This window comes from Pseudomonas sp. Marseille-P9899 (genome assembly GCF_903166565.1).
GTDB classification, from domain to species: Bacteria; Pseudomonadota; Gammaproteobacteria; order Pseudomonadales; family Pseudomonadaceae; genus Aquipseudomonas; species Aquipseudomonas huaxiensis.
Map to the genome: position 1 here is coordinate 173384 of NZ_CAESCG010000006.1, position 12162 is coordinate 185545.

The following is a 12162-nucleotide window of genomic DNA, read 5'->3' on the forward strand; positions in this document are numbered from 1 at the left end:
ACCTTAGAAATCCACCGTCGCCGACAGCGCCAGCGTCCGCGGTGCTCCCAGCCCCAGGCTGGCGGTGAGCGGCACGCCCCAGTAGGCCTTGTTGGTGACGTTGGTCACCTCGCCCCGCAGGGTCACCGGCCGGCTGGCGACCTTGGTGACATAGCGCGCGCCCACGTCATAGACCGTGTAACCGGGAATCGACAGGCTGTTGTCGGCGCTGATGTATTGCTTGGAGACGGCGGTGGCATTCCCCGTCAGGGTCAGGCCGTCCAGCACCGGGGTGTCCCATTCCGCACCCAGCTTGCCTTGCAGTTCGGGATAGCCGGTGGCTTTCTTGCCTTCGTTGATGCCGCCGGAGGTCTTGGTGAGTTTCGGGTCGACGTGGGCGATGCCGCCCATCAGGCGCACATCCTCCAGCGGTGAGCCGAAGAAGCCCCACTCCACCCCGCGGTTACGCTGCTCGCCGCCGAAGGAGAAGATGTTGGTGACCGGGTCGGTGTAGCTGCCGGGTTTCTTGATTTCATACACCGCAAGGGTATGGCTGAAGGTGCCCAGGTCGAGCTTGAGGCCGATTTCCTTCTGCTTGGTTTTCGCCGGTGCGAACACATCGCCATAGTTGTTGGCAGTGATCGGTGCTGCAGCGCCCTTGCTCAGGCCCTCGATGTAGTTGGCGTAGAGCGACAGGCTGTCGGTGACCTTGAACAGCACCGCCCCGGCCGGCGTGTTGGCGCTCTCGTCATAGCGCGAGCTGCGCGCGCCGGTGTTGACGCTGAAAGTATCGGTGAGCACTTCCTGACGGCGCACGCCGAGGGTCAGTTGCAGGCGGTCATCGAACACCGACAAGGTATCGGCCAGCCCGATGCTGCGCAGGCGGTTTTCGGTGTGGGCGATCAGCGGGAAGCTTTCCGCTGCCTTCGGCCCCCAGACCGGGTTGTGAATGTTGGTGATCCAGTTGGCGCCCGGCACCGAGCGGCGGCCGTAGTCCTTTTGCTCGTCTTCGTAGTGGGTGACGTTAAGCGACCACTGGTGATTGATGCCGAGATTCTGGAAATGACCTCTGAGCCCGATTTCGCCGGAAGTCTTTTCCAGCTCGAACTTCAGTTGCCCCATGGTGGTGGTGAAGTCGCCGGCGTTGTTGATCAACTGTGCGGTCATGGCGCCGCTGTACTGGTAATCGGTCTTGCTGGTGCCCAAGGCGGCATAGGCCATCAACTGATCGTTCAGTGCGTACTCGCCCCGCAGGATCACGCCCTTGTCCTTGTTCTCGACGTAGGCCCAGTTCGGGTTGAGCAGCGTGTCGGCCTTCGGCGCGCTCGGCACCGACACATTCGCGGCCAGGCCCAGGCCGCGGTTCTGGCCCTTGGTGTAGTCATCGCTGTCGTACAGATCGACGGAGACCTTCGCCCGTTCGCCACGCCAGTCCAGAGCAAGCGACGTCAGGCCGGTGCGCTTTTGCTGATGCTCGGTGGCGGTGTCGCCATCGCGGTAGACGCCATTGAAACGCACACCGAACTGGTTGCCTTCACCGAAGCGCCGACCGAGATCGAGATGGCCACCGTATTGGGAATCGGACAGGTAGCTGCCGGTAACACGGGTCAGCGGTTCATCCCCTGCGCGCTTGGGTATCAGGTTGACGGTGCCGCCCACCGAACCGCCAGGTGGCATGCCGTTGAGCAGCGCCGACGGGCCTTTCAGCACCTCGATGCGCTCGTACATTTCCGGCGAGATCCGATAGAACGGCGCCATGCCAAACAGGCCATCGACGGTGGCATCGCTGATGCTCGAGGCGAACCCACGGATGGAGTAGTTCTCGCTGTAGGTGCCGCTCAGGCCGTTGGCGAATACCGACGGATCGGTGGCGGCGATCACGTCGGTGATTTCCCGGGCTTGCCGGTCAGCCACATATTGCTCGGTGTAGCTGATGCTGCTGAACGGCGTTTCCATGAAGTCTTTGTTGCCCAGCAGCCCCACCCGGCCGCCGTAGGCCACCTGCCCGCCGGCGTAGCTGGCCGGCAAGGCGTCGTCGACGATGCGCTGGCCGTCAATGTTAGTGGCGGGCAGTTCCGCGGCCGAGTTGTCTTTTACCACTGGCGTGGCGCTGGCCTCGGTCTGTTCGGTGTCCTGGGCCATCGCCGGTGTCGTGACCAGGGCCAGGGAACCCAGGGCCAGCCCCACGGCGATAGCGGTGGTGTTCAGGGGAAAGCGGTGAAGGATGCGGTTGCTCACGCGGTTGCTCCGTTGCGTTAAGTGGACACTGTTTATGGTTATTTTCTGAATCTGAATGCAGGAAAGATGGCTAATGCGAATCACTTGTTAACGTGGTTTTTGCCTGGACAAATCTTCCCCACAGGTCAGCGCTGATAGCCCTTGAGGACGTCGTCGATCACCAACTTGATCGAGGTCGGGCTGGCGGCGGTGACGTACCAGGCCTCGGCATCGACGAACACCACCCGGCCGTTCTTCCAGGCATTGGTCTGGCGCAGCAACGGGTTGCCCATGCTCTCGGCATTCATCGGCGGGCGGCCTTCCATCACGGCGGTGCGGTCCACCACGTAGAGAATGTCGGGGTTGGCCTGCTGGATGAACTCACTGGAAATCGGCTGGCCATGCAGGCCGGTCTCGGCGCTCGGGCCTGCCGGTTTCACACCCAGGTCCTTGAACACGAAGCCATAGCGGGACTGCACGCCGAAGGAGCTGAACGCGCCGTTGTTGTGCAGCACCACCAGCGCCCGCTCGGGGCGGTCTTGTGTTACACGGCGGACGCTGTCCACCTGCGCATCCAGCGCCATGGCCTTTTCCTGGGCCAGCGCCTGCTTGCCGAAGACCTGCCCGAGCGCCAGCAGATGATTGCGCACGACGTTGATATGGCCGGCCTCGCTGTCGCGGTAATCCACATCGAAATGGATCGTCGGCGCCATCTCGCTCAGTTCCTGGTAGTGGTTGGCCTGCAGCGAGGTGATCAGGATCAGGTCAGGCCTGGCGGCATGCACCCGTTCCAGATTCGGCTGGACGATCGAACCGAGGTCCGCGACCTGCGGGTCGTCCTTGTAGCGGGCGAGAAAACGCGGGACGAAATCCTTCGGCATGCCGGCCACCGGAACACCCAGCTGATCGAGGAAATCCACTTCATTCATGTCGAGGGCGACGGTGCGTTGCACGGCGTGCTCGATCACCGTCGTGCCCAGCTTGTGCTGCACCGTGACCGGCACGAAAGCAGCTTGCTCGGACTGGCCCTGAACGGCGGCCTGTGGCGGTTGCGCGGACGTGTCATCGCAGCCCGGCAGCGCGACGGCGGCAGCCATCAGCAGCGCCAGCGCCCACTGTCTGTTCCCATGAGGTGCGGTCATTTCAGTTTTCCTGAGGGTTGAAGTAATTGCACAGGCAGCCGCGTTCGCTGTGGCTGATCTCGAAATCCAGGCCATACAGATCGCTCAGCGTCGCCTCGGTCACCATCTCGGCAACGCTGCCGGCGCTATGCACCGCGCCCTGCTTCATGGCGACGATGTGGTCGGAATAGTTGGCGGCGAAATTGATGTCGTGGACCACCAGGATCACCGTGCGCCCGTACTCGTCGCACAGCCGGCGCAGCGCGCGCATGATCTGCACGGCGTGCTTGATGTCGAGGTTGTTCAGCGGCTCGTCCAGCAGCAGGTAGTCGGTCTGTTGGGCGATGGTCATGGCCAGGAACGCCATCTGCCGCTGCCCGCCGCTGAGTTCGTCGAGGTAGGCCCGGCGCAGCGGCTCCAGCGACAGGAAGGCGATGGCTTCATCGATCGCCCGCTGGTCCTCGCGGGTCAACGCGCCACGGCTGTAGGGAAAGCGGCCGAAGGCGACCAGCTCATCGACCGTCAGGCGCAGGTTGAAATCCGGGGCCTGGCGCAAGGTCGCGACACGCTTGGCGTACTCGCCGATGGCGATGCCGGTGACGCTGCGCCCTTCGATGCGGATATCACCGCGACCGGGCGCCAGCAGCCGCGCGATCATCATCAACAAGGTGGTCTTGCCCGCGCCATTGGGGCCGATCAGGGACGTCAGCCGCTGCGCCGGGAACGCGGCGCTCACGCCGGACAGCACCGTCCTGGCGCCGTACTGTTTGTGAAGGTCGTGGACGGTAATCATGGGGCCCCTCGGGTGCGCACCATCAGTGCGAGGAAGTACGCGCCACACACCAGATTGACCAGAATGCTGACGGTGGTTTTGTAGTTGAAGACGTGCTCGACCAGGAGCTGGGCGACGATCAGGATGCCCACCGCAATCGCGCTGCCCATCGGCAAGGTGACGCGGTGCCTGAAGGTCCCAGCGAGCGCGTAAGTGATGTTGGCGACGAACACGCCCATGAATGCCGTCGGCCCGAGCAGGCTGGTGGAAATCGCCACCAGCGCGGCGATCAGCGCAAGCTGCAGGCGCACGCTGCGGCGGTAATCGACGCCCAGGGAAATGGCCTGGTCGCGGCCCAGCGCCAACACGTCGAGGGTGGCCAGCGTCCTCAGGCCCAGCAGACACACCGCCGCGACGAGCAGCCCCGCATACAGCAACTGCTGCGGCTGCACCCGGCTGAACGAGGTCTGGCTGAAACCCAGCAACACCGAGAACTCGCCGGGGCTGACCTTGAGTTGAACGAACTGGGTGAAGGTATTGATCACCAGGGTCAGCACCAGCCCCAGCAACAGCAGGAAATAGACGTTGCTGCGACCATCACGGAACAGCCAGCGATGGATGGCCCAGGAGTAGGCGAGCAGGATCACCACCGACAGCGCGAAGTTGCCGTTGGCGCCCAGCAGCACCACGCTGTGGACGCCCATGAACAGCACCAGCAGCGCCTGCAACAACAAGTAGACCGCCTCGTAGCCCATGATCGCCGGCGTCAGTACGCGGTTGCCGGTAATGGTCTGGAACGCGATCGCGGACCAGGCGATGCACACGCCACCGATCACCATGGCTGCCAGCCGGGCGAGCCGCTTGGGGATCACATAATCGAAATCCAGGCCCGAGCGCACGAACACGAAGGCCAGCGCCAGCGCGACGACCAGCACCCAGACTGCATGACGACGAACCAGGCGCATCACCGGTGCCTCCAGACGATCAAGGCGAAGAACAACACACCGCCGACGCACCCTGCGGTCAGGCCGATCGGCACCTCGAACGGGTAGATCAGCAGGCGCCCGAGAATGTCGCAGACCAGCAACAGCGACGCCCCGCCCAGCGCCACGATGGGCAGTGTCCGGCTCAGGTTGTCGCCGTAGCGCAACGCGACCAGGTTGGGAATCACCAGCCCGACGAAGGGAATCGCGCCGACGGTAATCACCGTGGCCGACACCGTGACCGCCACCAGCATCAGCCCCACCGCCGCCGTGGCCCGGTAGTTGAGGCCCAGGCTGCTGGCCATGCCCTCGCCCATGCCGAGCACGGTGAAACGCTGGGCGTACAGGTAGGTCAGGGCGACGATCGGCAGGATCAGGTAAATGATTTCGTAGCTGCCCTGCACCACCCGGGAAAAATCCCCCAGCAGCCAGCCCTGCATGCTTTGCAGGATGTTGTTGCGGTACGCATAGAACTCGGCGAGAGCGCTCAGCACGCCGCCGTACATCAGGCCGATGACCGGCACCAGCAGCGCGCTCTTGAAGCGGATACGGCGAATGATCGCGACAAAAACCAGGCTCGCGACAAAGCAGAACGCCAACGCGAACAGCATCCGCCCGGTCGCACCGGCGGCGGGTGCGACCACCAGCGACACCAGGATGCCGAGCTTGGCCGCATCCAGCCCGCCCGCGGTGCCCGGCTCGACGAACTTGTTGCGCACGATGTGCTGGAGGATCACCCCGCACACCGACAGGCCGACGCCGGTCAGCACCAGCGCCGCCAGGCGCGGCAGGCGACTGGCCGTCAGCGTCAGCCAGGCATCGCCCGACAATGACCACACCTGCGACCACGCCATTTGCCGCGCGCCGATCAACAGCGAAGCCCCGCAGAGGAGCACGAACAGGCCGAGCCAGGAGGCGCGCATCAGCATGGGGCGTCACCCGTAGCCGGCGCGATACGCCAGCCGCTGGCCGCCCGGCGTTGCTCGAGAAACTGCGCGTAACGCCCCTGGCGGGCGAGCAACTCTGCGGGTGCGCCCTGCTCCACCACCTGACCGTTCTCGAGCACGATGATCTGGTCCGCCATCGCCACCGTGGAAAGCTGATGGGCGATCACCACCACCGTACGCCGGCCACGCAGGTTGGCGAGCACCTGGGCGATGGCCGCCTGGTTTTCCGCATCCAGCGCCGCCGTGGCTTCGTCCACCAGCAGGATCGGCGCGTCCTTGATCAGCGCGCGGGCGATGGCGATGCGTTGGCGCTCGCCGCCCGACAGCCGCGTGCCGCCCTCGCCCACCGGCGTGTCGATGCCCTGCGGCAGGCGCGCGATGATCTCGGCCACACCGGCCTGCTGCGCGGCGTCCATGATCTCGGCGAGGCTGGCGTCAGGTTTGCCGAGGCGGATGTTGTCGGCGATGCTGCCCTGGAACAGGTAACTGTCCTGGAAGATCTGGCTGAGCTGCCCGGCCAGTTGCGTGCCGGACATCTGCCGCACGTCCACGCCACCCACCAGCAGGCTGCCCTGGCTCACGTCGAAGAAGCGCGCAATCAGGCGCAGCAAGGTGCTCTTGCCCGACCCGGACTCGCCGATCAGGGCGGTCATGCTCCCCGGCGCGATACGCAGGCTTACGTCACGCAGCACGTCGAGCGGATCAGCCCCATAGCGGAAACTCACCTCGCGCAACTCGATCGAACCGTCCACTGGCGCTTGCGGCTGCTGCGCTTCCGGCAATGGCTGCACCGCGAGAATCTCGTATGCCGTCTTCTGCTTGAAAAAAAAACCGCGCAGAATCTCGGCATAGCTGGCGACGTCCAGCAACGGGTCGATGTAACGGCTGGCCAGCAGCAACGCAACGATCACCGCCACCACCGCGCCCGGCTCCAGCGCAACACCGAGCTGGCCGTTGAGCCACAGCGCGGCGGCAACCAGCAAGGCGGCGAACACCGCCTGCACGGCCCAGGCGTTGAGCACCGTCGACAGCGAGGACTGATAGATCAGGCGCATGCTCGACTGCCGCTGCTGGTCGATGGCCTGCTCCAACAGGCGCGTGCCGCCGCCATTGAACGCACGCAGCACCGACTGCGCCTGGGCGAACTCGACCATGCGCTGGCTGGTGGCGGCGAAGTGGTGGTGAAAGGCGTAGTCCGCGCGCCGTCCCAGGCGCGCCGTGAGCAACAGCACAGCCACCAGAACCGGCAACGCCAGCAGCGCGATCAGCCCCATCGGCCAGTGCAGCGCAAACAGCGCAGCCACCATCACCAGCGGCGTCACCGCGCCACTGATCAGCGGCGTGAACACATGCGCGGGAAGCTGGGCCACGGCCATCATGCCCTGGGTGATGACATGCCCGAGCCGGGCCGTGTTCGGCGCCGAGAACCAGCCCAGCGGCAGGCGAGCAACATGGTCGCCGAGCCGGTGCCGCGCCCCGCGCAACACCGCCACGCCCACCGCCACGCCGGCCTTTTCCACGCGGCGGCGCCACGCCCAGCACGCCAGCATCCCCACCAGCAACAGCAGCAGCCACTGCGCCGCGCCGCGCACATCACCCAGCAACAGGCGACCGAGCACCGGCACCAGCGTGGTGATGGTCAGGCCGCTGAGCAGACCGTTGAACACAGCCATCCACAGGTAGCGGCGGAACACGGGCGCATCGTCGCCCAGCAAATGCATGAAGGTCTTCAGCATGTCGGCACCGCCACGTTCTGGTTTTGGTCATGGCCGCCCAGCGCCCACAACCGTGCATAGAGCCCCTTGCGCGCAATCAGCTCGGCATGACGGCCCTGCTCGTGAATGACGCCGTTGGCGATCACGATGATCTGGTCGGCGTGCTTCACCGTGTCCAGCCGGTGGGCGATCACCAGCAGCGTGCGCCCCTTGGCAAAGCGCGACAGCGCGTCCTGGATCGCCACTTCGTTGCCGGCGTCGGCCGCCGCCGTGGCTTCGTCGAGGACCAGCACCGGCGGATCGAGCAACACCGCGCGGGCGATGCTCAGCCGCTGCAACTCGCCGCCGGAGAACTGCGCGTCCTCACCGATCACCGCGTCGTAGCCGCGTGGCAGGTCGAAAATCCGTTCGTGGATGTTCGCGGTGCGGGCGGCGTCTTCGATCTCCTGCTGGCTGGCCGTGGGCCGGCCCAGCGCGATGTTGTCGCGCACGCTGGCATGGATCAGGCGCACCTCCTGCAGCACAAAGCCGATACGCCGGTACAGTTCCGGCGTCTCGATATGCCGCAGGTCCACGCCACCGAGGGTGATGCGCCCCTCAGTGGGGTCGAAGAAGCGCAACAGCAGGCGGGCCAGGGTCGATTTGCCGGCGCCGGAGGGGCCGACGATGGCGGTCGTGGTGCCGGGAGCGAGGGTCAGGTTGATCGCCGAAAGCACCGGGCTCGATGCGTCGTAGCCATAGCTGACCTGCTCCAGGCGGATCTCGCTACCGACGGGCAATTGCCGCACGCCGGGCGCTGGCGGCTCCAGCATCGGCGTCTCCAGCAACGCCTGCACGCGCTGGGCCGCGCCGACCGCGTGATTCAGGTCGTGAGTGATGTAGTGCAGCAACAGCAAAGGCGCGCACAGGCCGGGCGCCACAAGGGCGAACGGCAGAACGTCGAGCGGTGCGATCCAGCCCAGGCCGACGAACAACGTCCCGCACAGCAGCACCACGCCCAGCACCGCCACGGGTGCGATCATCGCGTTGGCGTTGGCCATCGAGGCCACCAGCGGGCGGGTGAAATCGACAAAAACCCGGGCAAAATCGTCGATCGCTTCACGGTAACTGGCGTGCGCCTTACCGCTGGCGCCGAACGCCTTGACCACCGGAATGCCGTTGACGAACTCGACCACCGCGTTGTCGATGCGGCCCATGCCGCTGACGAAGGCGTCCATGTTGGCCCCGCCAGCCTTGAGTGCCCGGCCGAAGAACAGGAAGAAACCCGGAAACGGCAGCAGCGAGACGATCGCCATGCGCCAGTCCATCGCGAACAGGTAGACAAGCGAAATCAGCAAGGCGCCCACGGCCCGGCCCAGCGTCGTGTAGAAATGCGCGGTGAGGCTGTGCAGGGTGCCGATGTCGTCCTGCATCGCCCGCTTCACCTCGCTCGATGCGCGGCTGCTGAACCAGCCCAGCGGCACCCGGCTCAGACGCTGCGCAATTGCCAGGCGCAAGTGATGGGTGATGCGGTTGTCGGCAAGGTGGGCAAGCAGTTCGCCGACGGTAATCAGCGCCATGCCGGCAAACAGGCTGAGGATGCTGACAATGACCGTCGACCAGATCTCGCCCTGCACCACGTTCGCGGCGGCACCCGTCTCGCCGAGAATCAGCCGGGCGATATGCTCGACGCCCGCCAGCGGTACCAACGTCAACATCGCGCCCACGCCGGCCAGAACCGCGGCGACAATCAAGCGCCCACGAACGGGTTGCAGGATCCGGCTGATCGGGCCGGCTTTTCCGGGGTCGGCCGAAGCCGTGTCATGGGTGCTCATGAAAGGAAACGTCCAGAAATTTGAAAAAAGAGGATGAGTGGCAGCCGGTCACGCCCGAAGCGCTTGACCACCCGCCTGGCGCACGCGAACGTGGCGCCTGACCCGTCCCGAGGGATATCGCAGGCGTGACGCGGCCGTCTTCCAGAGCCCGTGACAGAGAGGCGAAGGCACACTCATGGAGCAACCTCGGGAATAAAAAGAATCATAACCAGAATTAGTTGCATGACTATAAACTAATAGCCGTCAGGCAGACAAGACGGCCACACGACCGTCGTTTTCCATTGAGGAGAAAGCATGAAAAACCCGGATCAACCTCCGGCTCGCGGGCGACCGCGAACCATCACGCCAGAGCGGATCGCCGAAGTGGGCATCGAGATCGGCCTGCCGAACATCACGTTCGTCGGCGTCGCCGCCGCGCTCGGGGTCAGCCATATGGCGCTGTACAAACATGTGGCCAACCTGGAAGCGCTCAAGCGCCTGGTGGCTGAAGCGATCTTCACCCGCTGGCAGATTCCGCGGGCGGGCGACGGTGAACAGGTCAGCCTGCGGGACTACCTGACCCTGTTCACCACCTCGGTGCGCGAGTTCGTCAAAGCCCATCCCGGCCTGACGCCCTACGTGATCCGTCGCTCGGCGGCGACACAACCCATGATCGACAAGATCGGCGGGCATCAGCTCCACATCGCCGAGGCCTACGGCATCGCCCAAGACCGGGCGCGCTGGCTGCTCGCGACCCTGGCCTTCCACGGCATCGCCGTGGCCGACACGGTGTATTCGGTCGCGGGCCAGGGCCTTGCCGACGACGCCGAACGCGCAGCCGAAGAGGCCGAGATGGAAGCAGAACTGATCCAGGGCATGCGCGCGCTGATCGTCGGCGCACTCGCCCTCTTGGAGGAAGACGCCGCGGACGATGCGGCAGCGCTCACGGCCAGTTGAACCCTCACCTGCGCATGCGCCGTTTGTTCAAGCGTCACCCGGTGCACCTGGCCGAGACTCGCCGCTCCATTCTTCAAGGAGCAGCGAGATGCGCAGCCTGTACGGTCCAGTGTTTTTCTTCGGTTTCATCGGTGCCGGGGTGTTTCTCATCACCCACGGCGCGAGCCTCGGCTGGCTGCTGTTATTGCTGCTGACGGCGATAGGCGTGAGCGCTCTTTGCGAGCGCCTGTGGCCGTATCGGCCGCACTGGAACACGCCGCAAAACGACAGCCGCCGGGACGCCCTTCACGCCGCCGTCAACGAAAGCCTCAACGTGCTGAGCGTGGCCGCCATCCCCCTGATCGCCATGGTGCTGCCCGACCTCGGTATCTGGCCGAGCCACTGGCCGGTTGGTGCGCAATTGCTGCTCGCGCTGCCCATCGCGGATCTGGGCATCACCCTGGTGCACTACGCCAGCCACCGTTGCGCACCGTTATGGCGGTTGCATGCGGTGCATCACAGCGTCACCCGGCTCTATGGTTTCAACGGGCTGATGAAGCACCCGCTGCACCAGTTGCTCGAAGCCCTGGGCGGGACGTTGCCGTTGCTGCTGTGCGGGTTGCCGCAAGAGGTGACGGCCCTGCTGGCCTTCAGCATTTCCATTCAGTTGCTGCTGCAACACAGCAATGTCGATATGCGCCTCGGCGCGCTGCGCCATGTGTTCGCCTGGGCGCCGGTGCATCGCCTGCATCACTTGAAATACGGGACCAACGGCGATGTGAATTTCGCGCTGTTCTTCAGCGTTTGGGATCGCCTGCTGGGCACCGCCCTGCATTTGCCGGATTACGCGCTGGCCAACGATGACCTGGGGATCGGCGACCACCCCGACTACCCGGTGGACTACGGGGCGCAACTGCGCCAGCCATTTACCGGCACCCAGGCGACGCACCCGCCCGCACCCTTGCCAGCAGGCCTGCGCGATGCGCTAGCCGATCACGTGCAGGCGTAGATGGCGCACGCTGTGGTCGGCGCGAATGCCGAAGTGGCGGCGGATACAGCGCGACAAATGCGCCGAATCGGCGAAGCCGGCGGTCGCTGCCGCGGTGGTCAGGCTGCTGCCCGACAAGGCGAGTTGCAAGGCAAACCGCAGGCGCTGCCACAGCACCAACCGGCGCACGGACGCGCCCAGTTGTCCGCTGAACAAACGCTCCAGTTGGCTGATGGAAAGTGCCGCCTCGTTGGCCAGCACGGAGGCCGGCAGCGTGTCGGCGTCGAGCAGGCGAATACGCTGCAGCGCCTTGGATAACCGAGGCTGCAAGGCACGGCGGGGAAGAGTGTTCAGCGTTTCGATCAACTGACGAGGGTCGCCCCCAGCCTGCTCGCAGGCAAGTCGCAATGCCGGCAATTCGAACGCCAACGGCTCGGCGAACAGGCTGAGCAGCGGTTGCTCGGTGAGGATCGCGTGTTGCTTCCCCGACTTTATCGGCACCACGGCGCCGCGCTCAAGCGAGCCGTCGACCAGCGCCTCGACACTGCCTTCAGCGGCGATCAGCACCTGATGGGGATAGTGCGCGTGGTCGTCGGTGTGGCCTGCCCGGCCGGCGATCAGGCAGTAGTCGGTCGCCAGCCAGAGGTCGCCTTGCCAGCGCGGGTCCGGTTGCTGCTGTTGCACGGGTTCCTCCGAGTTTTTTAGCTAATG

10 protein-coding genes are annotated in these 12162 nt (G+C 65.2%); 2 read left to right on the plus strand and 8 right to left on the minus strand.

The genetic code is table 11. The annotated features are described in order from the left end of the window. Positions 1-3: 3 nt before the first annotated feature. The 7 genes from HWV67_RS25170 to HWV67_RS25200 form a co-directional block, all read right to left on the minus strand. On the minus strand, positions 4-2121 hold the full coding sequence (locus HWV67_RS25170) for a TonB-dependent receptor (RefSeq protein WP_175653374.1): 2118 nt from the start codon (positions 2119-2121) through the stop codon (positions 4-6). A gap of 221 nt (positions 2122-2342) precedes the next feature. After that, a complete protein-coding gene (locus HWV67_RS25175) occupies positions 2343-3338 on the minus strand; it encodes a siderophore ABC transporter substrate-binding protein (RefSeq protein WP_175653222.1) in 996 nt (331 codons plus the stop codon). A gap of 1 nt (position 3339) precedes the next feature. Beyond that, the gene (locus HWV67_RS25180; protein ID WP_175653223.1) at positions 3340-4110 is read right to left on the minus strand and encodes an iron ABC transporter ATP-binding protein; all 771 of its coding nucleotides are present in this window, start codon (positions 4108-4110) and stop codon (positions 3340-3342) included. Then, a complete protein-coding gene (locus tag HWV67_RS25185) occupies positions 4107-5054 on the minus strand; it encodes an iron chelate uptake ABC transporter family permease subunit (protein WP_175653224.1) in 948 nt (315 codons plus the stop codon). Before HWV67_RS25185 ends, HWV67_RS25180 begins: the two co-directional genes overlap by 4 nt. Beyond that, a complete protein-coding gene (locus HWV67_RS25190) occupies positions 5054-5995 on the minus strand; it encodes an ABC transporter permease (protein WP_175653375.1) in 942 nt (313 codons plus the stop codon). The genes HWV67_RS25185 and HWV67_RS25190 overlap by 1 nt, the downstream gene beginning before the upstream one ends. After that, positions 5995-7755, minus strand: a complete 1761-nt coding sequence (locus tag HWV67_RS32390) for an ABC transporter ATP-binding protein (protein WP_175653225.1) — start codon at positions 7753-7755, stop codon at positions 5995-5997. Before HWV67_RS32390 ends, HWV67_RS25190 begins: the two co-directional genes overlap by 1 nt. Next, complete coding sequence (locus tag HWV67_RS25200) at positions 7749-9548, minus strand: ABC transporter ATP-binding protein (RefSeq protein WP_175653226.1); 1800 nt, start codon at positions 9546-9548, stop codon at positions 7749-7751. The genes HWV67_RS32390 and HWV67_RS25200 overlap by 7 nt, the downstream gene beginning before the upstream one ends. A 294-nt stretch (positions 9549-9842) precedes the next feature. Between HWV67_RS25200 and HWV67_RS25205 the strand changes: the two genes are divergently transcribed. Further along, positions 9843-10484: a TetR/AcrR family transcriptional regulator gene (locus HWV67_RS25205; RefSeq protein ID WP_175653227.1), complete on the plus strand. Its 642-nt coding sequence runs from the start codon at positions 9843-9845 to the stop codon at positions 10482-10484. A gap of 88 nt (positions 10485-10572) precedes the next feature. Then, on the plus strand, positions 10573-11472 hold the full coding sequence (locus HWV67_RS25210) for a sterol desaturase family protein (protein WP_175653228.1): 900 nt from the start codon (positions 10573-10575) through the stop codon (positions 11470-11472). Here HWV67_RS25210 and HWV67_RS25215 read toward each other — a convergent pair. Next, positions 11449-12135, minus strand: a complete 687-nt coding sequence (locus HWV67_RS25215; RefSeq protein WP_175653229.1) for a helix-turn-helix domain-containing protein — start codon at positions 12133-12135, stop codon at positions 11449-11451. The two genes, HWV67_RS25210 and HWV67_RS25215, sit on opposite strands and share 24 nt — an antisense overlap. Between the last annotated feature and the right edge of the window lie 27 nt (positions 12136-12162).